Below are 25,627 nucleotides of genomic sequence, written 5' to 3'. Positions count from 1 at the left end.
GATAGCCACCGGTGTTGCGGACATGCTGCAAACATACGCAGGCTGTCACGGGCTATGACCACAGCATGTGCAAATGCTGTGCGCATGCTATGATCGGGGAATAGTTCAGAAAATTGGCTCGATCCCGCTTCAGATGCAGACCTATTCCTCTTCAGACCCCCTTCATGTTGTCGAAATGGGCACCCAGTTCGGTATGGGCGGCATCACCCGGCATATCCTAGGGCTGAGTGAGTGGCTGCAGACACACGATCATCGCGTCACGCTGGCTGGCACCGCCGATATCTGGGGCGGGCCTGATCAGCAGCCGGATTTCCTCGACCTGCCCACCCGCTATGTCGCTGGCGATGGCGGCAACATCGCCAACCGGTTGCACCATACGGCAGTCGCGGCTTGGCGGTTGCGGCGCTGGCTGGCGAACAATCCGGTCGATCTGATCCACTGCCATGAATCCGCCCCTGCGCTGGTTGCAATTCTGGCCCGCACCGGGCGGCGCATCCCCGTCGCCGTTACCTATCACGGGTCCGAGCCCGAGCGGATCGCCGCATTCGGCCGGATTGCCGCGAAATGCGATCTGGTGATCACGCCCAGTCATCGGTCCGCCGAGGATCTGGCCACCATCGGCAATGTGCCGCAGGACAAGCTGAAAGTCATCGGTCTGGGCGTCACACCCCCGCCTCAGGACAGTGCAGAGGACATTGCCAACCTGCGCGCTGAGTTGCTTGGGGATGGTGACCGGGTGATCGTCACACTGGCCCGTCTGCTGCCGCAAAAGGGGATCGACATTCTGATCGACTGCGTCGCGCGGATGAAAGAAACCCATCCTGGCTATCGTTTCATCGTTGCAGGTGACGGGCCGGATGAGGCACAGCTGCACGCGCTGGCGCAGGAAAAGGGCCTCGGCAAGCACTTGCGTTTTGTTGGTCGCACGGACAAGCCAATCCGACACCTGCGCGCGGCGGATCTGTTCCTGTTGACCTCGCGGTGGGAGGCGCTGCCCTTCACCATTGCCGAGGCGTTCCAGGCCGGAACCCCGGCGGTGGCCACCGCCTGTTCCGGCGTGGTCGAACTGATTGATGACAGTGTTGGCGCGGTCGTGCCCATCGCCGATATCGATGCGATCTGCGCTGCCGTGGCGGATGTCTTGTCAGACGAAGACCGCCGCCGAACCCTTGCGGAAAATGCTTTGAAACGCAGCCTCGAAGACCGGTTCAATCCGGATTGGGTGCACCAGCAATTCGAAAAGACCTATTACACTCTGGCAGGTCGCTAAAAAGGACCGCAGATCAGGGACGTTTGGTGATGTAGCCCCAGACTTCGCCCAGCGTCCAAGCGGTAGACAGCAGCATGACATACGGCAGCGTCTTGAGGTACCGCATCCCCCGCCCCTTGCTGGCCTGCAGCTTATAGTGACGCACCCAAAGCAGTGGCGGAATCAGTGGCCCCGCCAGGATCAGCATCAGGCGCTTTGCGTTGCTTTGATTGCGCACCCGGATTTCACCGAACAGGCGACCCCAATCGAACCGCTCGGGCAGCAATTCCCGAAATGTCGCCCTGGGCCGGTGGTGATGCACGACCACCTCGTTCGAGAGCCACAGCTCCTCACCCTGTTCGATCAGGTGCCAATGCACGATTGGCTCGTGATAGCGATCTTTCCACAGGTGCTGGGTCTCATCCAAGGCTTTGCGGCTATAAGTCAAGTTCACGTCTGACACCCAATCCGCCGGACCGGTTTCAAACGGTCGCCCGTAGCGGCCAAAATCGGTGACGTAAAAGGCCCAGTTCAGCGGGCTGACCGGCTCCATGCACTCGATTGCGCCACCAATCACGTTCTTTCCGGTTTCCTCGTACAACCGCACAATGGTGCGCGCCCAGTCGGATTGCGGCAGACCTCGGTCTTCGAGAATGCCAATAATATCTCCTGTGGCCGCGGCCAGCCCGGCCGAACGACGGCGATCATAAAGCTCGTGCTTGCCCGCCTCGGAGGTGATCGGGCGGATCGGGTCGATCACGCCAAGGTCCAGAAACCGCACTTCTGGATAGTCATCGGCATATTGCGCCACATCCGCGACACTGGCGTCATAGGGAATAATCACATCCAGCGGTGGCGGATCATCGAAACTGCGTACTGCTTCAAGGAAATCCCGCACATAGCTGCCGCCTTGTACGATGGTCAAAACGATGGAAAGGATCGGATCGCTGCTCATTGGATTGTCATGTCCCCCAGATTGTCCAGTTCAACCGGCTGACCGCTGCGCGTGCTTTCCGGCACAGCGGCGGCGATTTCGACCGCGCGCAGGCCCGCATGACCGTCGGCGCAGTTCAGGCCGGTTTCACCGCGGGTCAGGCGGATGAAATCGGCCAGTTCGTCGCCAAAGGACAGGATCGCGGTCGATTTCCAGGATTTCAGTTTCTCGCGCACCATGATTTCCGGATAAAATTTACGCACTCGTTTGGGCGCACCACCGGGCTTGTCCATGGTGATGACAAGGTTCTGCATCGGCGCATAGGCCCCGCGCACCATACCGCGCGAGCCGTACACCTCGATCACGCTCTGATAGCCTTTCCAATCGTTCCAGCAGGCCTGATAGATCGCCGGAATACCATCTGGGTTCTTGAAGATTGCCACAGCGTTATCCTCGGAGCCCGGCACGTTCCAGACCGTGTTGGTGGCCACGCCATAAACGCTGGTAATCTCGCCCAGAATGAAACGCGCCATGTCGGTCATGTGAATACCCACATCCCACAACGCACCGCCGCCGGAAAATTCGGCCTGATATTCCCAATCATGGGTGAAATGGCCCAACCCGTCATGGCCGCCATAGACGCGGACATGGTCGATCTCTCCGATCTCGCCCGAGGATGCGACCTCTTTCACATGCGCAAACGACGGGTAGTAGCGCATATTGAACCCGGCCCCCAAAGCCTTGCCCGCCTTTTTCGCCGCATCGACGATCCGCCTTGCCCCTTCCACGGTCGGAGACAGCGGCTTTTCGGTCAGCACATTCAGGCCTTCGGCAAAGGCCCGCAGGCAGAGCGGTTCACGTATATGTGCCGGGGTCGAGATCACCACCGCATCCATCGACGTGGCAAAAAACCGGTCGAGATCGGTAAAGGCAGGCGCGCCATCCGCCACAGCCACAGCGCGATGAAACTCCAAGTCCAGAACCGCCGCCAATTCAGCATCAGGAGACTCAAGAATGTTCTGAACCCGCATTTGGCCGATCTTTCCGGCCGCCCCGATCACACCGATCTTCATTCAATTCCTCATTAACAATCACGGGTGCGCAACAGGGCTACACCCGGCATCTTTAACAACAATTCACCTATAAGCGGAGTAGCACAGACGCTGCCTCCACGCTAGGTTTCTGAAGGATGACATTTGCCGACAAAACGAGATCAAAGAGGATTTGAAGTGTGAGCATCACCGGATTGGACCGCCTGAATGGCAAATCGGTCTTCGTGACCGGGGCAACCGGTTTTGTTGGTAAACGGCTTGTTCCGGCCTTGCTGGATGCGGGTGCCAAGGTCACCGTTCTGCTGCGCAGTCGCCATGGCGCGCACGCACTTGCGGCAATGGGCGCAAAGGTTGTGACAGGATCGCTTGGGGATGGGGCTGCGATGAAATCCGCCCTGCGCGATCAGGACGTACTATTTCATCTGGCCTATGACATGCGCGCGCCTGCAGCCGAAAACCTTGCAACATTCGACACCCTCAGACAGGCCGCCGAAGCTGTCGAGGTCGGACGGATCATCCATATCAGTTCCATCGTCGTCTATGACGGCTGGCCACAGGAAAATCTGACCGAAGACAGCCCCGCGTCCCAAGCCGGAGGCACACCGTACAGCCAAGCCAAAATGGCGATGGAACAGACCCTGATACAAGGAAATTGCCCGGTTGCCATCCTGCAACCAACGCTGGTTTATGGCCCGGGTAGCATGCTCTGGACGGACCGGTTGGCCGACTGGATGGCCGCCGGCAGTGTGGTGCTGCCCGAACCCGAGGGGCTGTGCAACGCAGTGTTCGTCGACGATCTGGTACAGGCCATGCTGCGCGCCGCAGTGCTGGAGGGGCTTGGGCAAGAACGGTTCATCATTTCAGGCGCGCGTCCTTTTTCATGGTCCTCTCTGCTGACCGGCTATGCCAACATCATCGGTCGGGGCAGCACTCATTATGTTCCGCTGGCCGATCTCGCAGAACGGTTGCCACCCGAGGAACCCGGCACAATCCCGGACACACCGCCGCTGGCTGCCCGGATCAGCGCCGCTGCCCGAGGCTGGATCGGTCGCGAGAGGTTTGAGGGGATAGTGCAAATGGTGAAACAACGGTTGCCGCAACAGGGCGAGGTTTACCCGGACCGTTATATGTTGGAACTGTTCTCGACCAAGGGGCATTGCCAGATCACCCATGCGCGGGCCAGACTAGGTTATGCACCGGAATACGACCTCGACTCTGGGTTGGAGGCCACGCAGGATTATCTGCGCAACAGGTATGGAAAATAGTTTAATTGCAACCAGTTACTGCATGTTATCAGGGACCAAGGCCTTTGACCCACATCGCCATTGACGCAACACCCTGGGATAACGAACGAGGCTTTGGCCGGTTCACCCGGAATCTGGTCACTGCTCTGGCCGCCCGCGATACCGGCTTTCGATATACGCTCCTGTTTGATCAGGAACCGACACGACCCGTGCCGGAAGGTGTCGAAACCCGCATTGCAGGCTCTGAATTTTCGATGTCCGAGGCCTCATCGGGAGCCAAAGCCCGGGGCGGGGCCGATTTGCTGACAATGGCCAAGGCGGCCCGACACATCGACTGCGACGTGTTCTTTTACCCGGCGGTTTATTCCTATTTTCCGCTGCCGTCCCGGCGACCCACGGTAGTCTGCTATCACGACACGATACCCGAACGCTTTCCCGACCTGATCTTTCCAAAACGTCTGAACTTCCGACTGTGGCAGGCCAAATGCTGGCTGGCCAAGGTGCAGGCGACGCGGGTGATGACGATTTCGGACGCTTCGGCAAATGACCTGACGCGTATTCTGCGCATTCCCCGCGCGCGAATTGACACGATCACGGAAGGGGCCGAGGACATCTTTCAGCCTATTCACGACAATCGGGTTTTGGTGAAAGCCCGAGAGACCTATGGAATCCCACCTGACGCACCGCTTTTAGTTTATCTGGGCGGGTTCAACCGACATAAAAACGTGCTGCGCCTAATTGAGGCCATGCCTCAGATCCTTCAGAAAGCGCCAAAAACGCGGCTGGCTATTGTCGGGCGCACCACCGGGGCGCGGTTCTGGGACAATGTCGAAGACCTCAAGGCCAGTGCTGCCGCTGATGCCACCCGGTCCGAACGCATCCTATTCACCGGCGAGATTGATGACCCCGAACTTGCCGCTCTGCTCAATTCGGCCGATGCGCTGGTCTTTCCCTCGCTTTGGGAGGGGTTCGGTCTGCCCGCGCTCGAGGCGATGTCATGCGGCACGCCCGTTCTGTCCTCGGATCGCGGCAGTCTGCCCGAGGTGGTGGGTGATGGCGGGCTTTATTTCGACCCCCTATCCAGCCAGGCCCTTGCGGATCAAACCATCCGCTTACTGACAGAACCCGGACTACGAAGTGACCTGTCGCAAAAAGCCATGGCGCAAGCCTCAAACTTTAGCTGGGACAAAGGTGCAGAACTGGCCGAGGCATCGTTTCGAACGGCGCTAAGCCCGAAGTAAAGAAATTTTTCCCAGGCGCGCCTTTTTCAAACTTCCCGCAACAATTCTGTGTCCGTCCAAGAATTGAACCCTTACTGGAAACGCGGTACGGCAGTCTGGAACCAGGCTGACAAATTTGTTGGATTCGCACCCCCTTCCTCCTATCCGTGGAAAAGGTTAGAATTTCCGACAGCCATACCGTGAATTGATTTCAGTCTGACTTTGTAAGATCAGGGTAAATTATGAACTACGAAACCTCGCACCATCAGTCCCTCGGGCAGCTTATCGCGGCGCGCGACGCGCGGGTCGCGGTGGTGGGGTTGGGCTACGTCGGCCTGCCGCTGGCGCTGACCGCCTATGATGAGGGGTTCGACACGACCGGTGTTGACCTCAACCCCGATCGGGTGGCGCGGATCAATCAGGGCGATCAGGTCATCTCGTATCTGGCGTCGGATCGGATCGCGCAGGCTGTGGTCAGTGGGCGTTTCCGCGCCACGCAGGACCCTGCCGCACTGGCCGAGGCCGATATCGTGCTGATCTGCGTTCCGACCCCGCTGACCGATGCGCAGGACCCGGACATGCGCTTTGTTGCTGCCGCAGCCCAAACCATCGCGCAGCATCTGCGCCCCGGTCAGATGGTGGTACTGGAAAGCAGCGTCTGGCCCGGAGCCACGACAACTCTGGTCCAGCCCATTCTTGAGGCCGGCGGTCTGCGTGCAGGTTCTGATTTCTTTCTGGCCTTCTCGCCGGAACGCGAAGACCCCGGCAATGACAAGTTCGACACGCACAGTATTCCCAAAGTGGTAGGTGCCGACGATCCGCTGTCGCGGCAACTGGTCGAGGATTTCTATCGCGCCATCGTCACCAGCGCGGTGCCGGTCAGCTCGGCCGCCACAGCCGAAGCGGTGAAACTGGTCGAAAACAGCTTTCGCACCGTCAACATCGCCTTGGTCAACGAGTTGAAAACTGCGCTTGAGGCGATGGATGTGGACGTCTGGGAGGTAATCGAGGCAGCGGCCACCAAGCCTTTTGGCTTTATGCCCTTCTATCCCGGCCCCGGCATTGGCGGGGCCTGCATTCCGGTGTCCCCCGCCTATCTGGCGTGGCGCGCCGCAGATGCGGGGTCGGATACGCCGATCATCAACCTGGCACGCTCCAGCAACGACGCCGTCCCGCAGATGCTGGCTGCGCGCATGGCTGCAGAGCTGACGGCACGCAACGGCTCGGCGCTGGCGGAAACCGGGCAGCCGCTGACCGGGCAGAATATTTTGCTGATGGGCATCGCCTATAAGCGCGATGTCGAAGACACCCGCCGCAGCCCGGCGTTGGTGCTGCTGGATGAGTTGGAGAAGCTGGGGGCCGAGGTGGATTATCACGACCCGTATTTCCCCCGACTGCCGGAAGGCGGTGAATACCCGCAGCTTGCGGGCCGGGAGTCTGTGCCGCTGGCGGCCGAGAACCTGAGACAATATGCGGCGGTGGCCGTCATCACCGATCACAGCGCCCCGGATTACGATCTGGTCGCGCGCACGGCGACGCTGATCTTCGACACACGCAACGTCTTTGAAAAAGCAGAAATTACCGTGACAAGCGGCAAGCTCGTCAAACTCTGAACACATCAGCCCTGTGCAACGCGTCCGGCAATTTTGAAACAGAAAAAAGGTTACTAAAATTACGTACTTTCAATGAGGTAAAAATCAAAAGTAGAATTCTTGTAATGAGTGAAAAGCCCGAGAAAATTTTTGTTGATCTGGACGGGACGCTGATCAGAACTGATCTTTTTGTCGAGGCCATCCTTCAATTCCTGAAAAGGAACCCGCTTAATATCTTTCCCCTCCTTTTATGGTTGTTCAAAGGTATTCCCTACGCCAAGGAACGCATTGCCCAGGAGGTCACCCTCAGGGCCGAGACGCTGCCATACGAAACCCCGCTTCTTGAATACCTGGAACAGCAGAAAGCGGATGGCAGGCAGTTGGTTCTCGCGACAGCTTCGCACCGCATATATGCCGATAAGGTTGCCGCACATCTGGGGATATTCGAGTCCGTGCTGGCAACGGATGCAGATCACAACCTGAAAGGCGCCAACAAGCTGACCGCGATACGCGCCGCCGCCCATGGTGATGCATTTGCATATGCCGGAGACAGCGCCGCCGACAACCCGATCTGGGCCGCCTCTGCGTCGAACATATTCGTAAATGCTCCTGAATCCGAGGTGGCAACGGCGCAGGCGGCGGGCACAGCCGAGAAAGTCATCACATCACGCCCGCCGCTGTGGCGCGCCTTTCTCAAATCAATGCGGCCGCATCAATATGCAAAGAACGCCCTGATCTTTGCGCCGATCTTTACCTCTCAACAATATCTGCCCTTTTCGTCGGTTCTTGCGTCTTTGCTGGCTTTTGTTTGCTTCAGTCTTTGTGCGTCAGGCGTGTATTTCCTGAACGATCTGGTCGATCTGGCCGCTGATCGCCAGCACACAAGCAAACGGCACCGCCCTCTGCCATCGGGCGATCTGTCCCTGCATACAGGCATTGCCGGGGCCATCGCGCTGCCCGTTATCGCCTTTGCTCTCTCACTGACTTTCCTTCCACCCGTCTTTACGGTTGTGCTGATTGCCTATCTGATCATCACCATGGCCTATTCCTTCTGGCTCAAACAGATTGCAACAACGGATGTCATGGTGCTGGCGTCGCTTTACACGCTGCGTGTCATCGCGGGGTCTGCGGCCACCGGAATTGTCCTGTCATCCTGGTTTCTGGCATTCTCGATGTTTGTCTTTGTCAGCCTCGGCTATCTGAAACGCTACATCGAAGTGGCCGCGGCACCTGAAGATGACGGCAATGTCCATGGCCGGGATTATTCCTATGCCGACAGCGAAACCATGTTCAGCCTGGGCGTGGCCAATATCACCGCAGCCGTTGTCATTCTGGCGCTTTATATCAACAGCCCCGAAGTGCAGGAGATTTACCGGACACCCGAAATCCTTTGGCTGCTGTGTCTGCTACTGCTGTACTGGGGCAACCGCATCTGGGTCGGTGCCCGGCGCGGACGGGTCGCGGACGATCCGGTCCTGTTTGCCCTGCGCGACAGGATCAGTCTTATGGTCGGTGGCGCGTTTGTTCTTGTGACCCTGGCTGCGAAATACCTGACCCTTTGATGATGGCCGCGAAAACGAAGGAGAATACTATGTCGTTATACTGGTCTGCGTTGCTATTTGCGGTCTGCGCGAACATTTGCACAAACGTCTCGTTCAAACTGGCTGTGCAACAGCTTTCAGGACCTTTCGATATTCGTGCCCTTGTGGTTTCGCCCTGGGCCTGGGCCGGGTTGATCAGTGGTTTGCTGTTGCTGAGCAGCTTTATTGTCGCCATCCGCGGCCTTGAACTGAGTATCGCCTACCCGGCCGTCACCGGATTGGCGATGGTCGGCATTCTTGTCGTCGGATATTTCTTGTTTTCCGAGACACTGAACCTGCAAAAAATCGTTGGCATCGGGCTGGTCATCGCTGGTGTTTTTGTCCTGTCACAGGTGAAACAAGCCTGAGGCCTGGTCTAAACAAGCCCGGTGCGACTGGTCCAATCCCGCAACAGATCTATATGTTGGCAAGCAAACCTTCGCACATTTTTCGAGGTCTTTTTCAGAAAGCATTGCCGCAGCACGGAATTTAAGGAATAATTGGGTCAGGCTTCTTTTGGCCTCAAAAATACGCAGTGTCGAACGAGTAGTGGGGCGTTGCCCCGTCAGGTAACAATAATCAAATTTTAACCCAAGGTGGTTCACAGTTTTGCCATGATTTAGGCGCGGAATCATCGTGGGCGCTCGCTCCAAGGCATCACTCTTGCCAGTTTGGAGGGGGACACGACCAAGGTCACAGCCGGAGGGCCGAAAGAAATGATGGGAATTTTCGGAATAGCCATCCTTGTTGGCCTATGTGCTGGCGGTTTTGCCTTATATTCCGGTTCTTCTATCCTGATGGCATTGGGGGCCTATATTCTGTTTGGCTGGCTGTTCATTCTGGCAGCTCTCATCGTGATTGGGGTGGCCAAATTGTTGCACAATCGACTCCGCAAACACGATCACGCCTATTCCGGCTAAGCTCCGCTGGGCGGTTTCCATGTTGCCTAGTGTCCTGTTGCACTGAAACTTCCCTCATTCCATGTAGAAGTTATCCATATTCGAACTTCGTGTTTCTCGCGCCTGCCATTATGCGGTGAAATTCAAAGATGCGTCTCATTCCGCTTGTCTGGGCTTGCCTTTAGCGATGCGTGAAAAAAGTCGACCGTCGGTCACGGCAAAGCCCAAAGCAATGATGGCGAACCCAATCCACGCACTCGGCTCCATCCTCTCACCAAGGAATGTCACGCCAAGACCGATAGCAAACGGTGGGATCAGCAGCGTCACCAAAAGAAGATTGGCCGCACCCGCACGCGCAAGAATTGCAAAGTAAAGAACATAGGCCAATGCCGTTGACAACGCGGCCATCCCAAGAAGCGCAGACCAAACGCCTAAAGACAAATCAAAATTGGGGGCGCCATCCATCACAAGAACAATTGGGATCATAAGCACGGTGCTGCCAATCAGCATACCGAGCGCATTCACAAGCGGCGGTTGGCCTGAAAGGGCAGTTCTGCCCCAAACGCCGGCAAAAGCATAGGAAAGTGTGGCCCCAAGGATAGCCAACTGTGCCAGGTTGCTGGGATTGAACTCAGTCAACGCACTTGGCCCCATGATAAAGGCCACACCCAATATACCTAGCGCAGCACCTGCTATCTTCTTTGGCGTCAACGGCTCATCCTTGAGAAGCAAACCAGCCACAACTGCTGCGAACATTGCCGTCGTTGCGTTTAAAATTGACGCAAGTCCACTGTCGATCTGCGTTTGCCCCCAGAAGATCAGCGAGAATGGGATGGCATTGTTGAGCGCGCCCATAACAAGATAAGCGCCCCATATCCGAGGGGTGCGTGGCACGCTCAATCCTTTGATTATGACGATCAGGGCGAGAATAGGAACCGCCCAGATCACCCTGTGCAGCGTAATTGTCAGTGGCGGCACTTCGGTCAGGGCAACCTCGCCGAAGAAAAACGAACCGCCCCAAACGGCCGCAAGCAACAGCAGCATGGCAGTGGCCTTCAAATCCATTGATGGCATGGGCTGCGGAGTCATTTGTTGCCGGTTCCTCGTTAATACTTCTCCCAAAAAACTAGTCCGCGCGCCCCCAACACCGCGACCCGTTTCTTGCGGAAAGCTCTCTAATAATGGTCACTCGACCAAAACCGCGACTTCCAAAAAGGCGATGGATCACCTTGTTGCGCATAGCAAGGCATTTGCGAGATATCGCACGTTCGCGCTTCTGCTTCTCTACACGCCTGAAATTGAAAGATATTTCTGGGATTTTATCCTGATCCGCAAGACGCAGAGGCTTGAGTTCCCCGATCCGTGCCATTCTAAAACAGGAAATTATTCCGCCGCCTCAAGCAATCTTTCTAAGGGCGCCTGGATTTTCCGTTGAACGCCCTGCGGCCATCAACGACGCCTCATAAGATCTCAAAACCGGGCGCGCAGCCTCAAGACCCCGCCCTGATGGCAAATCAAGTTCTGGAAACAACGTCTGGATTTCCGAAACATCCTCTTCATCCAGCGCGGCTGTCCCCGCTTTGCCAAGAAGAAGGCTTTCTGACGCGACGCCATTGGCCCAGACAATCTGGTGATCATCAAAAAGCAGATGGAAATATTCGACTTCGCCACCGATGCGCACAGATATTCCGTCACCGTCAACCAGATACTTTGCTGCTGCCAAAACCTGGGGGCTGGCAAACTGCAACTCGATATCGGCGCCTTGTAACAGAAGGCGATGTTGCGGGCTGACCTCGAATGTGTCCTCGGCGCCCAAAACACCCGCGCGGATTCGGATGGGTGCGAATTTTCCAATAGCCGCCATCGTACGTCGACCGATCCAACGAATTGGTTGTGCGCCGCTATCCATGGTCAGCACCTGATCTCCCGCTTTCAGGGACTCGATGGGCCTGGGCCCATCCGGGCAGGCAATCAACGCCCCCCGCACAAAACACAACGGATCGGAATCGGCCCTTTCCCCGAACAGCGAGTATCCGGTATTGAAGCCGTTCGCATAGATCGGCGAGACCAATTGAATCGACTCGATCGCGCTTGCGTCGATCGCGTCCTGATCCGCGTTATCCTGAAATTCCGGTGCCCAATAGGTGTTGCCGTTGGTATCTTGAAAAACAACAGCTGTAATACTTACGGTCGAGCCATCGGTATATGTAATGACAGCATCGAATTGCATTGCTGCATCAAACGACTGCGGCGACCCACCGTCGATGCTGAACTGATCGTTCGAGACGTTGTTGTCCAGATCATAGGCCGTAGAATCCCCGCCGCTGAAACCAGACCCTGCCTCGGCGAAAGTCTGTCTACTGTCAAACAGAGGATTTCCCGCTGACCCATAGGTGCCAAGGGACGAATTCACTGCGCCGGTTGAAAGGGTTTGGTTGCCTTCAGCCGTGTCCCAGATTTGCTGGTTGCCAAGGGAAAAGACGGTAAATGTTGTCGGCATGGAAAACTCGTAAAAAACAAAAAAACGAACGTACAGCAGTCAAATAACCTTCGACTTCTTAACAATTCAAGAATTTTTATTTGTGGATCGGGTTTGGTGGTCAAAACAAATACCGAAGCGTGTCTTATTGGTATCTGGGTCGGGCTGGTCAATCATCAGCAGAGTACAGATCTTTATCGTGTAGTGATGCGCAAAAGAACCGAACCCGTGTTGCGCATCAATTACTTAGGGTGCAAATCCTTGATGGTCTGTTTTCTCATGTTAGGATCGCGTTCATGCTCAGCTTGGTGCAAGTGAAGATCGCATTCGAAAGAGCTAATAAAAACACTGTTGATAGAAAGCAGTCTGTTGGGCCAAATACCTGCAACTGTACTGTTTTTCGATACAGCAAACAAAAAAGGCCAAAATGGCCAGTCCACCAACGGAGGTCACACAATGACTATTTCAAACTCTCTGAAGCCTGCTTTGCTGGCTTCAGCCGCACTGCTGTTAAGCCAGGGCGCTGCTCTGGCCGATCCCATCAAGATTGCTGTCAACGAATGGACCGGTCAGCATATCTCGGCCCATTTTGCAGGGGCGCTGTTCGAACAGCTGGGCCACGAGGTCGAGTACGTGACCGCCGGTGCCGTGCCGCAGCTGGCCGCCATTGCCGAGGGCAGCCTGCATTATCAGCCGGAACTTTGGACCAACAATGTCGGCGACATCTACCCCAAGGCCGTTGAGGCCGGGGATATCATTGTTGTCGGCGGCCTGGGGCTTGAGCCGCAGGAAGGCTGGATTTATCCGCCGTACATGGCCGAAAAGTGCCCTGGGCTACCGGCCTATGAGGCGCTGTATGACTGCGCGCAGGCTTTTGCCGCCGCGGATACCTTCCCGGATGGTCGTCTGATCACCTACCCGGCAGACTGGGGAACCCGGTCAGCCGATCTGGTTGAGCTGATCGATCTGCCGTTCAAGCCGGTTCCGGGCGGTTCCGAAGGAGCGATGCTGGCCGAACTGAAAAGCGCCGTGGCCGCCGAGCAGCCTATCCTGATGATGATGTGGCAGCCGCACTGGGTCTTTGCCGAGACCGATGTGAACTGGGTCGAATGGGACACGCCGCATGGCACCTGCGACGAGGCCAGCCAGAAACGCGGCGAGGCGTGCGGCTTCCAGCAGGCGACTGTCGATAAGATCGTCTCGAAAGATTTCGCGTCGACCTATCCGGATGCGATGAAGATGGTTGAGCAAATGAACCTGACCAACGACGTACAGAACGTACTGATCCTGGAAGTGGATCAGAACGGGCGCGAAGTCAAAGAAGTCGTGGCCGAGTGGATGGGCGCAAACGAAGACGTGTGGCAGCCTTGGGTTGCAGCGGCAAAACAGTAACCCGTCTCTGACCATGGTGGAGCGCGACATATGCGCTCCACCCTTTGTAAGGCTGCTAAAATGACTGCATCTTCCCCAACCAGCACCCCGAAACTGTCCTGCAAACATGTTTGGAAACTTTACGGTAAAGGGGCGGATCAACATCTGCGCAACATCGGTGTGGCAGGTCAGGACCCAAGCGAGGCTAAGGCCCTGGCTCAACACATTCGCGATGACGGCGGCATTGTCGCCTCGACCGATGTCAGCTTTGATGTCATGCCGGGCGAGATTTTTGTGATCATGGGGCTTTCAGGTTCGGGTAAGTCCACCATTGTGCGCTGCCTGTCCCGTCTGGTCGAACCCACCGCCGGGGAAATATTGCTGGATGGTGAGGATCTGCTGAAGGTCTCGGCGAAGGAACTGATAGACATTCGCCGTCACAAGATGGGGATGGTGTTCCAAAGCTTTGGCCTGATGCCGCACCTGAACGTACTGGAAAACGTGGCCTTTCCCCTGAAGTTGCAAGGGTTGGACGACAAAGAGCGTCTGGAGCGCGCCGAGCGCGTGATCTCATTGGTCGGCCTAGAAGGGCGCGAAAGCAGCTTTCCCAGCCAATTGTCGGGCGGGCAGCAACAGCGTGTCGGCATTGCACGGTCGCTGGCTGTAGAACCAGAGGTCTGGTTTCTGGACGAACCCTTCAGCGCGCTGGACCCATTGATCCGACGCCAGATGCAGGACGAGTTTCTGCGGCTACAGCAAGAGCTGCACAAGTCTATCGTCTTCATAACCCATGATTTTCTTGAAGCGCTGCGCATTGCCGATCGAATGGCAATCATGAAGGATGGCGCAGTGGTTCAGATCGGGCGCCCAGTCGATCTGATCCTGAACCCCGTCGACGATTATGTGCGTGAATTCACCAATGACGTCCCGTGGGAGCTGATCCTGACGGCGGGCGATGTGGCTTCGGACAACGTCCCGCCGAGCGGGATCAAAGAGGTTCCGGCCTCAACCAATGTGGCCGATCTGCTGCCCTATCTGGCCTCACACGACAACGGGGTGGCCGTGCGCAAGGACGACAATGCGCTGGTACACATGACCAGTCAGAACGTGATTGCCGCTTTGGCCAGCGGTGTATCAGACGCCTCAGCGGTCAAGGACTGACCTAATGGATGCAGTTTCGAACAGATCGCTGGTGGTCTGGCTTGCGGTCACAGTGCTTGTGGCCATTTGCGTCGTCTTTGCCAAAAGCCTTGGGCCACTGGTCACCTATCCTGATGCACTGGTTCTGCCGGTAACCGACCCGATGAATATCGCGATGCGGTGGTTTGTGGTGACCTTCGGCTGGTTTTTCAAAGCTATTTCTTGGCTGTTGGATTGGCCCATCCTTTTGGCCAAGACGGTTCTGCATGCGGTGCCATGGGTGGCGTGGTTTATGCTGTGGGTCTATCTGGCCCTTCGTGCAGGGGGTCGGGGGCTTGCGATCTTTACCGCCGTCAGCCTTTTATACATGGTCACGTTTGGGTTCTGGACACAGTCCATGAACTCTTTCGCGCTTGTGGTTGTTTCGATTCCAATGGCGGTGGCACTGGGCTTTGCGCTGGGAACCTGGGGGTTTCTGTCTGACCGAGCCTATCGCATCATCATGCCAGTCCTGGATCTGATGCAAACCGTCCCGGCCTTTGCCTATCTGCTGCCGATCCTGCTGTTGTTCGGATTTGGCACTACGGTCGGTTTGGTCGCTTCCATCCTGTTCGCCTTTCCTCCAATGGTGCGCAATACCATCGTTGGCCTGCGCGGTGTTCCGGACGAAGTGATCGAGTCCGGCCTGATGAGCGGTGCCACCCCATCCCAGCTATTCTGGCGCGTGCGGGTTCCAACGGCGCAGCGGCAAGTCCTGCTAGGGGTGAACCAAACGACGATGGCATCATTGTCCATGGTGATCATTGCATCGATCATCGGCGGCACAAACGATATCGGCTGGGAGGTGCTATCGACTATGCGCAAAGCGCAGTTCGGTGAAAGCCTATTGGCAGGGATCGTGATCGCGTTGATGGCCATGGTGCTGGATCGGATCACCTGGGGGTTCGCGGTACAGTCCAGTTCAGCTAAACGCGGGGCCAAAGGCTGGATCATCTGCGCTGCGCTGTTTGGCGTTGCTTGGCTGCTGGCCATGGTTTTCCCACCCCTCAAAGACTGGCCCGAAGCGTGGGTGCTGAACCCCGCCCCGGCTATGAACGCGGGGCTTGAGTGGATCTTTGTCGAATTCCGCACCACGCTTGAAGCAATCAAACGTGTCGCGCTGTTCTACCTGATGCTGCCAATCAAGATCGGGCTGTCTCAGGCCGTCAGCCCGTTTACCTGGGGTTTTGCCATGACACCCGCCGTGACCACGGGGTATGCACTGATCGTCGCGGCAATAGCTGGGTATTTCGCGTTCAAAGGCAAGCAGTTGCAAGCTCTTTGGGTGATCCTGTTCGGGCTGGTCCTGTATTCCGGCCTGACCGGGCTGGCCTGGATTGCGCTTTGCGCTGTGATCCTGGCCCTGGCCTGGCAGGCCGGAGGAAAGAGCCTTGCACTCTGGGCGCTGGCCGGGGTCGCTTTTTTGCTTCTGACCGGAATTTGGGAACCGTCAGTCATTTCCTTGTACCTCTGCGGCGTAGGCGTTCTGCTGTCATTTCTGTTCGGCAGCGCCATCGGCATCTGGGCGTCCGAGAATGACACTGTGTCCCGCATAGTAAGGCCCGTTATCGACACGTTGCAGACCATGCCGCTATTCGTGATCCTCATTCCCTTTGTGATGGTGTTCAAAATTGGTGAATTCACGGCTCTTCTGGCCATTATCGTCTATGCGATTGTTCCGGCGATCCGATACACCGAACATGGGCTACGTAACCTGCCGCATGACGTGATCGAGGCGGCAACAGCCATCGGAACGACGCCCCGGCAGTTGCTGTGGCAGGTGAAATTGCCACTTGCGGTGCCATCAATCATGCTGGGCCTAAACCAGACAATCATGTTCGGGATTTCAATGTTGGTGATTACCGCCCTAGTGGGCACTGACGATCTGGGCCAGCAGATTTATATCGGCCTCGGAGATGGCGATTTCGGGGTCGGGATGACTGCCGGTATCGGCATGGCCATCATCGCAATGATCGCCGACCGCATCACGCAGGGGTTCAGCCAACAGATTCAAGCACGTCTGGGCGTGAAACTGAACAACGCACTTTAATCTCCAGCGGTACGATATACTGGACACACGGCCTGACAATGTTACGCGGCAGCTCCCGAAAGGTCCAAAGGCCGCAACGGTTGACCGACAGGGTATGATCTATCATCCTGCCCCGTAACGGACTGGCCCGGCGCAATTATTTTACGTTGAGCGAAATTTTCAAATAAGGCTCTCAACATGCCCGATGGATCGCAGAAGCAATATGTGCTGGACACGCATCGGCTGCGCGACCCCGAGCACACCTTGCAAATCGTCAAACCATTTCTAAAAGGCATGGGCATCACCCGGATCGCAAACCTGACCGGTCTGGACAGGATCGGATTGCCCACTGTGATGGTCGCCCGACCCAATTCCCGGTCGGTTGCTGTGTCACTGGGCAAAGGGTTGTCACTGCGCGCAGCCGAAGCATCAGGCGTCATGGAGGCGATTGAATCCTGGCATGCTGAACGGGTGCATTTGCCTCAGCGTCTGGCCAGATATGCCGAATTGGTCCAGAACGCGACCGTTGTTGAAGTGGCGGAACTGCCGCGCGTGACCGGCGGGCATTTCGACCCGCATGCCAACATGCTGTGGGTTTTGGGTCGTGATCTGGGCACGGACAACGCATGCTGGGTCCCACTTGAGATGGTCGATACCGACTATACCACCGCGCCGGTTGGCGGTCAGGCTGCCTTTCCTCGCACGACCAACGGTCTGGCGTCGGGAAACAATGTGGCCGAGGCCAGCTGTCACGCCATCTGCGAGTTGATCGAACGGGACGCCACAACATTGTGGCATCACCGTGCGAGCGCTCCCCGCCTTGATCCAGACACTGTGGATGATCCGCGCTGTCGTCAGGCCATCGAAATGATAGCCACAGCCGGGCTTGAGATAGGGTTGTGGAACACGACTTCAGATATAGGTATTGCCAGTTTCCGCTGTGTGATTTGCGAAGGCGGCGGACAGCCCGGCCATATCGGTATTGGTGATGGTTGCCACCCAGACCGTGCGATCGCCTTGCTGCGGGCCCTGACCGAGGCGGCACAGACGCGACTTACCTATATCTCTGGCGCACGGGATGATCTGGATCCAGAGGAATTCACCGATCAGGCCAAGATGGATCGGGGGCGCTATGTGCATGACCTAATTGATAGTGTCGCAGCGGATCAAAGATTTGACGATTGTCCGTCTCATGTGACCGGGTCCTTTGACGAAGACCTGGAATTGCTGCTGCAACGGCTTGCCGCCGTGGGCATTTCACAGGTGGTGACGGTTGATCTGTCGCGGCCTGAAATTGATATCGCCGTGATCCGGGCTGTGATCCCCGGGCTGGAGGCTCCGCATGACGATCCAGATTATGTGCCCGGCCTCCGGGCACAGCGCATAGTGGATGGTTTGGCATGACGGCAGTTGTTTTTGTGGGACCTACCCTGACGTCTGACGCAGTGGCCGAACATCTGGATGCGACCATTCTGCCACCCGTTCGACAAGGCGACGTCTATCGTGTCGCGCGCGAAAAACCGACCGCAATCGGGATCATAGACGGATTTTTCGAAGGGGTTCCATCGGTATGGCACAAGGAAATCCTATGGGCGATCGAACTGGGTATTCCGGTCTTTGGCAGCGCCAGCATGGGCGCGTTGCGCGCGGCCGAGCTGGCTGATTTCGGAATGATCGGGGTTGGTCAGATCTTTCAGGACTATTACACCGATGTCCTGCAGGATGACGATGAGGTTGCCGTGCTACACAGCCCGGCCGAACTGGGGTTCCAACCTCTCAGCGAGCCGATGGTGTCGATCCGCGCAACTGTGGAGCAAGCGCAGGCTGCGGGTGTCCTGCCTACGGACACGGCGTCTGAGATGCTACATCTCGCCAAGGTCATGCACTATCGCCAGCGAATTTGGGCGGATATTATCTCTGCCGTGCAGGACTTGCCAGGAGTGGACGGTTTCGCGGATTGGCTGCCGACGGGTCGGGTCGACGCCAAGGCGGTTGACGCATGCGCCATGCTGACCCGCATGTCGGATCACTTGAATGGTACACCTTTGCCCGCGACCGAGGTGACGCGTACCGAACCAACCCTGATGTGGAAAGCCTTATGCGCAAGGGTGGATGGCGGTGAGCCGAAAGCTGATCGCGCCATTGTCGACGAATTGCGTCTGAACCCTGACTTATACGCGCAATTGAAAGATCGCGCCGCGTTGGCGCTGCTGTCGCGCGAAGATGCCTCTAGACGGGATCGTACCCCTACACGCGCTGATCTGGTCCGGAAGATGGACGATCATAGGGCGGCAACAGGCTTGTCACGGCGGTCTGACCTGATGGCGTGGATTGAGGCGAACGATCTGAACCCCGAAAGCTATGAGGCTATGCTGGCAGACGCTGCGCGGATCGACGCCACCGTTGCATCCCGTGCGAGCTATTTGGACACACAACTGCTGTCAGAATTGCGTCGCACGGGTCAATACACCCTGTTGCGGGATCGGGCCGCCAGCAAGGGACAGAACGCCATTCCGGCGGGCTCATCCGGAGTGGATCGTTTGCGGGTGCTAATGTGGTATTTTGAATCTCGTCTTGACCAACAGGTGCCTGATGATCTTGACTCCTACGCAGTGGCGCTTGGTCTGACCGGGCGCGATGCGTTTTATGACCTGATAGAAGCCGAGTTTTTATATTGCCATAAAAGTGCCGACGCCGGAGCCGCCGATTAAAGGCCGCCGGAATTGACCGGGCACGATACCGGAGGGCGTTTTGTGAACTACCCCGAACAGATCGAAGACGAAGAACCCGGCACTCGATTCCTGCTGTATCCGCAGTCGCCTTTTCTGGAACCTGATGCCCCATTGGAACTGGTCGAAATCTCTGCCCCTCAGGGCAGTATCGGCCCGGGGCCGTCCGGGCCGCGCATGTATACGGTGAACCCGGTGGGAAAAACCACGCCTTACGGTGCCATTATACCGGGGCCGAACGGTCCGGGCATGTACCTGCCACCATGGGACGGATATATCCATCCGCCGGCAATGCCGGATGAGTTCGGAAATTTCATCCATATCGACCCAACCGACCCGGCCTTTGAGGCTGCGCATCTGTATGGTTCAGCCCATTTCACAATGGATGTCTGGCAGGGGTATTTCGACCGTCAGATCCCTTGGCACTTTGCCCGGGACTTCGACCGTCTGGAACTGTCACTTCTGCCCAGCCTCGACAACGCGCATATCGGTTGGGGTTTTCTGGAAACCGGTGGCACCCATGAACACGGGAATGAATACCGCCCTTACAGCCTGAATTTCGACGTGGTCGCGCATGAAGTCGGCCATGCGATTATTTACAGTGTGATCGGAATGCCAACAGACGGAGATGCCTCGGGCGAGTATTACGGGTTTCACGAATCCGCTGCCGATCTGGTGGCTCTGCTGGCGTCATTGCACTTCGGTTCGGTGGTGGACGCGTTGCTCGAAAACACGCGGGGGAACCTCTATACTTTCAACCGCCTCAGCCGTTTTGCCGAACTGTCGGACAACGCGCAGATCCGGATTGCCGCCAATGATCGGACTATGTCGGAATTCGCCGCCGGATGGTCCAGCGAGCACGCGTTGTCCGAACCCCTGACCGGTGCGATGTTCGATGTGTTCGTCGACATCTACCACGAACGATTGCTGGTGCATGGCCTGATCTCGGCGGAAGAAGAGGACCTGTCGGACCAACTGGAAGGCACGCCAGAATACAGCCAAGTGATGCAGGGTATTTTTGACAAGCGATACGCCGAAAACCCCGAAGGGTTCCGCATCGCCCTTATTGAGGCGCGCGATTATCTGGGCACCTATCTGGCCGACGCGTGGGAGCGACTGGACGCGGATATGCTAAGCTATTTCGGTGTCGAAAAGGCTTTGCTGGCCGTGGATCAAGAGATTTCCGGCGGCGCATTTCGTCGCATCATCGAAGGCAATTTCCGCATGCGCGATATCGGCCTGACAACGGCCGGTCCTCGCGTGCCGGACCCCGATGAAGACAGTCATTCCGATTCAGTTCGCACGCAGGTGCCGGGTTAGCGCCTAAAATCCTTTATTTTTAAACGGTTTTATGGCATGCAATCTTGGGGTGATTATTGGAATGTATTTGCTCGAATTATTTGTTCGAGTCTAATTTAAAGGGGGGAGATGAGGGTTCAAACTCCGTCGATCCCATAGTTGGGAGAAAATGAGATGTCCGAATCTTTGCTCAGTTTTTCAGAAGTGTTGTTGTTTGGCCGTTTGTTGAATGATCTGAAGGTCGCAGCTTCGAAGAATGTGACGCCGGCTAAAACCGTAAAGCTTGTTGCGAAGAAAAAGGTCAAAGTGAACAAGACTTTGTCCGTCGCGGATGACACTATCGACGGTGAAGAAGTTGCGAACGACGAAAAGGTTCTGATTACCGGAAATCGTCCGAAAAAGAATGGTATCTATACTGTAAAAGTAACGAACTCCAACTATACACTAGAGGATCAGACACGGGTGAAAGAGGGCGCTCTTGTTAAGGTCGCCGATGGGGACAAATACGCAGACAGCTATTGGGAACAGACTTTGCCCACGCCGACTGGCTTCAATAAGCAAGAGTTTGTATTCCGCAAGGAACTTTCAGAAAAACTTGGAGCCAATCAGCAGCTCAAAGATCAATATGGCGATGACGCCAGATTGGCGCGTATCTATGGGTTCTCTTACGAGGGCACCTATTATGAGTTGCCGGAGCCCACTATTTTCCTGGTTCACGGAAAGGGTGAAAGCCCAACTGAAGGTAACAAACCCGGTAACCTTGCGTCCAGAGCCCCGAGTGACCCAACCCTCTCTGGCGTTGCTTCAGCTGATTATCAGATCGCCAACGACATCAAGGTGTGGGACTATGACAAGGCCGATTACACCGTCCGGATGGATGTAATGACTGGTCAGTTTGAACAGGTTCTGCTGGATATCTTTTTCGGCTTTGACAGCCCGGCCGTTGGCGGAGCCCGCGTGAGTGGCGCGCGTGTCAGCGGAGCTCGTGTCAGTGGGGCGCGCGTCAGCGGTGCCCGTGTGAGCGGAGCCAGGGTCAGCGGTGCGCGCGCACGAGGCTCAGAAGACTGACGCAGTTTTACAGTATCGGGAAAGAACACGGCAGGCCCTTGCAAAACAGGGCCTGTCTTTATTTAGAAACCTGCCTTTTTCAGGCCCCCAACAAAATGTTGCGTGTCTTCTTCTAACTTGTCCGGCTGCACTGTTTCCCAACGTGCCAGTGAAAAATTAGGATGCGCGACACGGTGCTTATCCGCGATCTGACGCGCAATGTCGGTTTCACCAAGTTGTGCATAGCTTGCTGCCAGCAAACGTTGCCCTTCTGTAGGGTTGTTCATCTTGTTTACGGCGTCGATGGCGTCTTGATACTGCCTGAGATTGAAATATGCCCCACCCAGATGCCATAAGTATTGGTCCGGGAAGTATGGATTCAACCGCATCGCCTGCTGCAGATGAGTGATTGCCGTTTCGTTGTCACCGTAGTGAGCCAGCGCGTCGGCATAATCTGAATGCATATCGGCGTCGTTGGGATTCAATGCCAACGCCCGCCTATACGACTGTAGGGCCGCGTCATGTTCCTTGCGGTATAGGTGGACATACCCCAATTCACCAAAACCGCGCGCGTCCGTGGGATCCAGTTCAATCGCCCGCTGTGCGAAAGTCAGCGCCTGATCCAGGGCTTGCGTAGGATCTTCGGACCAGGAATAGCGCCAGTCGATATTCAGCGTTCGTGACAGGGCAGCCGCAGCGCGTGCATAACCCCCATCCCGGTCAAGCGCACTCTGATAGAAGTTTTGCGCCTTCCGGTTGTCATTCCTGGTGTATTTGAAGATGTGATACTGGCCCTGCAAAACAGAGCCATAAGCCTCGAGGTCGGATGGGACCGACTGGATCATCCGCTGCTTTTCATGCGACTCGATCATCACCGCGGTTGCGGCCACGATGCACTCGGTCACCTCATCCAGAATGTCGAAAATATCGTCGATATTACGATCAAACCGCTCACCCCAGATGGTGCGTTCGGTTGAGGCATCGATCAGTTCCGCCGTGATCCGAATGCGGCTGGCCGAGCGACGCACGCTGCCCCGCGCGATATACCGCACGTTGAGCTTTTGCGCGGCCTCTTTCGGTGGCATCCCCTGCGTCTTGAAGAAAAAGGACGAGTTCCGCGCGATTACGAACAGATTGCGGAACTTGGACAGGTTCATGATGATGTCGTCGGTCAACCCTTCCGCAATCCAGCTGTCGGATTCGTCACCGCCATTGCTGCTGAAGGGCAGAACCGCCACCGAGGGCGTATCGGGACGTTCCAGAATATTCCCGGGCATATCCGGTCGCATCGTTCCGGCCATTGTGGCGCCAGCGACTTCGCTGCGGACACAATAGGTCGAGACAGGCGCAAGGATGTTCTTCAGGTGCTGAGGACCGAGAAATTCATAGCCATAGCGCAGCCGGTTACAGACCTGATCATAAACGGCGGAACTGACGTAAACCCTTTCTGGTTCAGCAATTTCCTGAAGACGCGCCGCGATATTCACATTGTCGCCATGAATGCCGCGATCGTCGATCAGGATTTCGCCCAGATGGACGCCTGCGCGAAAGTTGATTCGTTGATTTTCGGCACGATCCTGATTGTGCTGGCTGGCAATGCGGTGCAGTTCGACGCCGAACTCCACGGCACTGGTGGCAGTTTCGAATAAAGCCAGAATACCATCGCCGCGCACCTCGACCACCCGGCCCTGAAAACGGGCGCAGGTCTCTTCAAGATGAGAAATCAACGATTTCAATGCGTTATAGGTGTCCAGCTCGTTCTCACTCATCAGGCGGGAATACCCGACGACATCGGCAAACAAGACTGCACCCAGCTTCTGCGTTATGGAAGAGTTTGGACTCGTGGTGTTCACATTCATAACTCGTATTAGGGGCTGCGTTCGAACCCTATGGTCACCTTATAGCAAAATGTGCCTCTGCGCTTGCAGAGCAATTGCACACCCCGTTAGTCACACTTATCAACCTGTGGTGGCCAAGACCAGCTTGGGCACCCGTTCTCTCCGAAAGTCACAACTGTTTCTGAGCTAATGCTTTTTGCCAGGGTCGGACGAGTATTCATCCAATCCTGACGGAGAAGTCCAACAACAATCATGTCATGAAACGTTCCGTCTGCATACCAGGCTTGCCGCATGGTACCTTCGACCTGACATCCCAGTCTTTCCACAAGGTCGCGGCTGATATGATTATCCTGCCTGTAATATGAGGTCAGCCTGTTCAAACCCAGTTGACGGAATGCAAAATCCGCCACCAGTGCCGTCGCTCTGATGGCAAGGCCCAAACGCCGAACCGATTTTTCGACAAACATGGCGATGACCGCGTCCCGGTTTACCGGGGAAATCGCCTCGAGCCCAACAATCCCCACCACTTGTCCGCTATTGGAGACGACAACGAACCAGCACTTTCCGCTGCCGCCTGACGCGCTAAATGCATCGCGCCAGACGTCTTCGGTTTGCGCAAGGTTGAACGGAATCCGCGATGTACGATCAAATCGGCCGAGGTCCTCGATATCCTGAAACCAGGGTGTGATTACCTCCAGATCTGCTTTTTCAAGTGGGCGCAGTTTGAATACGCTGTCGGACTTGTCTGACAATGGACCAACTACCTTTAACTAATATCAGAAAATATACACCCCAGAGCCTAACATACATAGGCAGCAAATACGAAATGAGAAAACAGCGGCCCGGCGATTATATACCTATGGTTGCGAAGATCAGACCCCGACGTGCCGAAGATCAACATGCCCTTGGTCGCACGATCCTGAAGTATGCCCCGCACCGGTTTGTCTATTGCACGCCCAAGGCGGCGGTGATTTGGTCACATCGAACAGCCTATTGCCGTCGTCGGCGGCTGGACCAACTGAGTTGAAAGGGAACAGGATATGAAGCTGTTACGCTATGGGCCGGTTGGCGCGGAAAAGCCCGGTATTTTGGATGAGGCCGGTAAAATCCGCGATCTGTCGGGGATTGTTGACGATGTAACTGGCGCGATGCTTGGCGATGAAAGCATGGCGCGGCTGCGTGGGCTCGACCTTGGAACATTGCCTGTCGTCGACGGTGATCCGCGGATTGGGGCATGTGTCGGGAATGTTGGTAAATTCGCCTGCATCGGCCTGAACTATGCCGATCACGCAGCCGAAAGCGGTCTGGACCTGCCCGACGAGCCGGTGGTTTTCTTCAAGGCGACCTCTGCCATCGTAGGTCCGAATGACACTGTCGAAATCCCGCGCGGTTCGGTTAAGACCGATTGGGAGGTTGAACTGGGCGTCGTCATCGGTAAGCACACCAAATATATTTCCGAAGCCGAGGCGCTTGACCACGTAGCCGGATATTGTGTGATCAACGATCTGTCCGAGCGGGATTTTCAACTCCACCGCTCGGGCCAATGGGTCAAAGGTAAATCGGCCGACACGTTCGGCCCGATCGGACCTTGGCTGGTCACCCGGGACGAGATCGCCGATCCACAGAACCTGCAGATGTATCTTGAGGTGAACGGGCATCGCTATCAGGATGGTTCGACCAATACGATGCATTTCAATGTGGCCACAGTCATTTCGCACCTGTCACAGTTCATGTCACTGCAGCCAGGGGATGTGATCTCAACCGGAACACCACCGGGTGTGGGTATGGGACGGACCCCTCAGATCTATCTGAAACCCGGTGACAAGATGGAACTGGGCATCCAAGGGCTGGGCGTGCAGCGACAGGACGTAGTGCAGGGCTGAACA

22 protein-coding genes are annotated in these 25,627 nt (G+C 56.4%); 16 read left to right on the top strand and 6 right to left on the bottom strand.

Translation table 11 applies throughout. From position 1 onward, the window contains the following. Positions 1-73 precede the first annotated feature (73 nt). Entirely contained in the window at positions 74-1,270 is a 1,197-nt protein-coding gene (locus ACR0AJ_RS09385; RefSeq protein ID WP_480740695.1) for a glycosyltransferase family 4 protein, read from the top strand. A gap of 13 nt (positions 1,271-1,283) precedes the next feature. On the opposite strand, the gene ACR0AJ_RS09380 is transcribed toward ACR0AJ_RS09385, so the two are convergent. After that, positions 1,284-2,204, bottom strand: coding sequence for a glycosyltransferase family 2 protein (locus ACR0AJ_RS09380; protein ID WP_480740694.1), 921 nt, complete (start codon positions 2,202-2,204; stop codon positions 1,284-1,286). Next, positions 2,201-3,256 (bottom strand): Gfo/Idh/MocA family protein, encoded by a 1,056-nt coding sequence (locus ACR0AJ_RS09375; RefSeq protein ID WP_480740693.1) that lies wholly within the window; start codon positions 3,254-3,256, stop codon positions 2,201-2,203. The genes ACR0AJ_RS09380 and ACR0AJ_RS09375 overlap by 4 nt, the downstream gene beginning before the upstream one ends. Before the next feature lie 158 nt (positions 3,257-3,414). Between ACR0AJ_RS09375 and ACR0AJ_RS09370 the strand changes: the two genes are divergently transcribed. From ACR0AJ_RS09370 to ACR0AJ_RS09345, 6 genes are all read left to right on the top strand, one after another. Continuing rightward, on the top strand, positions 3,415-4,500 hold the full coding sequence (locus ACR0AJ_RS09370) for an NAD-dependent epimerase/dehydratase family protein (protein ID WP_170350081.1): 1,086 nt from the start codon (positions 3,415-3,417) through the stop codon (positions 4,498-4,500). 44 nt (positions 4,501-4,544) lie between these two features. After that, positions 4,545-5,720 (top strand): glycosyltransferase family 4 protein, encoded by a 1,176-nt coding sequence (locus tag ACR0AJ_RS09365; protein WP_170350080.1) that lies wholly within the window; start codon positions 4,545-4,547, stop codon positions 5,718-5,720. Positions 5,721-5,941: 221 nt separating this feature from the next. Then, the gene (locus ACR0AJ_RS09360; RefSeq protein WP_480740690.1) at positions 5,942-7,312 is read left to right on the top strand and encodes a nucleotide sugar dehydrogenase; all 1,371 of its coding nucleotides are present in this window, start codon (positions 5,942-5,944) and stop codon (positions 7,310-7,312) included. Positions 7,313-7,416: 104 nt separating this feature from the next. Next, the gene (locus tag ACR0AJ_RS09355; RefSeq protein WP_480647443.1) at positions 7,417-8,853 is read left to right on the top strand and encodes a UbiA family prenyltransferase; all 1,437 of its coding nucleotides are present in this window, start codon (positions 7,417-7,419) and stop codon (positions 8,851-8,853) included. Positions 8,854-8,882: 29 nt separating this feature from the next. Further along, the gene (locus ACR0AJ_RS09350) at positions 8,883-9,239 is read left to right on the top strand and encodes a DMT family transporter (protein WP_170350077.1); all 357 of its coding nucleotides are present in this window, start codon (positions 8,883-8,885) and stop codon (positions 9,237-9,239) included. A gap of 348 nt (positions 9,240-9,587) precedes the next feature. Next, positions 9,588-9,791: a hypothetical protein gene (locus ACR0AJ_RS09345; RefSeq protein ID WP_170350076.1), complete on the top strand. Its 204-nt coding sequence runs from the start codon at positions 9,588-9,590 to the stop codon at positions 9,789-9,791. A 135-nt stretch (positions 9,792-9,926) separates the two neighbouring features. Here the strand turns inward: ACR0AJ_RS09345 and ACR0AJ_RS09340 are convergent, their stop codons facing one another. Then, entirely contained in the window at positions 9,927-10,814 is an 888-nt protein-coding gene (locus ACR0AJ_RS09340; protein ID WP_480740688.1) for a DMT family transporter, read from the bottom strand. On the opposite strand from ACR0AJ_RS09340, the gene ACR0AJ_RS09335 reads away from it, so the two are divergent. Further along, positions 10,813-11,205, top strand: a complete 393-nt coding sequence (locus tag ACR0AJ_RS09335; protein WP_480740686.1) for a hypothetical protein — start codon at positions 10,813-10,815, stop codon at positions 11,203-11,205. The genes ACR0AJ_RS09340 and ACR0AJ_RS09335 overlap by 2 nt on opposite strands. Here ACR0AJ_RS09335 and ACR0AJ_RS09330 read toward each other — a convergent pair. After that, positions 11,167-12,270 (bottom strand): Hint domain-containing protein, encoded by a 1,104-nt coding sequence (locus ACR0AJ_RS09330; protein ID WP_480662719.1) that lies wholly within the window; start codon positions 12,268-12,270, stop codon positions 11,167-11,169. The genes ACR0AJ_RS09335 and ACR0AJ_RS09330 overlap by 39 nt on opposite strands. A gap of 435 nt (positions 12,271-12,705) precedes the next feature. Between ACR0AJ_RS09330 and ACR0AJ_RS09325 the strand changes: the two genes are divergently transcribed. The 7 genes from ACR0AJ_RS09325 to ACR0AJ_RS09295 all read left to right on the top strand — a co-directional run bounded on the left by ACR0AJ_RS09325 (position 12,706) and on the right by ACR0AJ_RS09295 (position 21,924). After that, positions 12,706-13,641 (top strand): ABC transporter substrate-binding protein, encoded by a 936-nt coding sequence (locus ACR0AJ_RS09325; protein WP_170361707.1) that lies wholly within the window; start codon positions 12,706-12,708, stop codon positions 13,639-13,641. Between the two features lie 60 nt (positions 13,642-13,701). After that, on the top strand, positions 13,702-14,781 hold the full coding sequence (locus tag ACR0AJ_RS09320; RefSeq protein ID WP_170551862.1) for a quaternary amine ABC transporter ATP-binding protein: 1,080 nt from the start codon (positions 13,702-13,704) through the stop codon (positions 14,779-14,781). 4 nt (positions 14,782-14,785) lie between these two features. After that, positions 14,786-16,849, top strand: a complete 2,064-nt coding sequence (locus ACR0AJ_RS09315) for an ABC transporter permease (RefSeq protein WP_480740684.1) — start codon at positions 14,786-14,788, stop codon at positions 16,847-16,849. Positions 16,850-17,026: 177 nt separating this feature from the next. Then, positions 17,027-18,232: a YcaO-like family protein gene (locus tag ACR0AJ_RS09310; RefSeq protein WP_170350071.1), complete on the top strand. Its 1,206-nt coding sequence runs from the start codon at positions 17,027-17,029 to the stop codon at positions 18,230-18,232. Continuing rightward, positions 18,229-19,539 carry a TfuA-like protein gene (locus tag ACR0AJ_RS09305; RefSeq protein ID WP_170350070.1) on the top strand — a complete coding sequence of 437 codons (1,311 nt, stop codon included), beginning with the start codon at positions 18,229-18,231 and terminating at the stop codon, positions 19,537-19,539. The genes ACR0AJ_RS09310 and ACR0AJ_RS09305 overlap by 4 nt, the downstream gene beginning before the upstream one ends. Positions 19,540-19,581: 42 nt before the next feature. Further along, on the top strand, positions 19,582-20,877 hold the full coding sequence (locus ACR0AJ_RS09300; RefSeq protein ID WP_170350139.1) for a gluzincin family metallopeptidase: 1,296 nt from the start codon (positions 19,582-19,584) through the stop codon (positions 20,875-20,877). 153 nt (positions 20,878-21,030) lie between these two features. Then, the gene (locus ACR0AJ_RS09295; RefSeq protein WP_170350069.1) at positions 21,031-21,924 is read left to right on the top strand and encodes a hypothetical protein; all 894 of its coding nucleotides are present in this window, start codon (positions 21,031-21,033) and stop codon (positions 21,922-21,924) included. Positions 21,925-21,986: 62 nt separating this feature from the next. On the opposite strand, the gene ACR0AJ_RS09290 is transcribed toward ACR0AJ_RS09295, so the two are convergent. Both ACR0AJ_RS09290 and ACR0AJ_RS09285 read right to left on the bottom strand, forming a co-directional pair. After that, positions 21,987-23,705 (bottom strand): adenylate/guanylate cyclase domain-containing protein, encoded by a 1,719-nt coding sequence (locus ACR0AJ_RS09290; RefSeq protein ID WP_254428490.1) that lies wholly within the window; start codon positions 23,703-23,705, stop codon positions 21,987-21,989. Between the two features lie 143 nt (positions 23,706-23,848). Next, positions 23,849-24,493 (bottom strand): GNAT family N-acetyltransferase, encoded by a 645-nt coding sequence (locus ACR0AJ_RS09285; protein WP_170350067.1) that lies wholly within the window; start codon positions 24,491-24,493, stop codon positions 23,849-23,851. 288 nt (positions 24,494-24,781) lie between these two features. Between ACR0AJ_RS09285 and ACR0AJ_RS09280 the strand changes: the two genes are divergently transcribed. Further along, positions 24,782-25,624, top strand: a complete 843-nt coding sequence (locus ACR0AJ_RS09280) for a fumarylacetoacetate hydrolase family protein (RefSeq protein WP_480647433.1) — start codon at positions 24,782-24,784, stop codon at positions 25,622-25,624. Positions 25,625-25,627: the final 3 nt, after the last annotated feature.

The organism is Ruegeria sp. CJ9 (genome assembly GCF_056536625.1).
The sequence above is the reverse complement of the archived record's forward strand: the minus strand, read 5'-3'. Positions and strand labels throughout refer to the sequence as shown.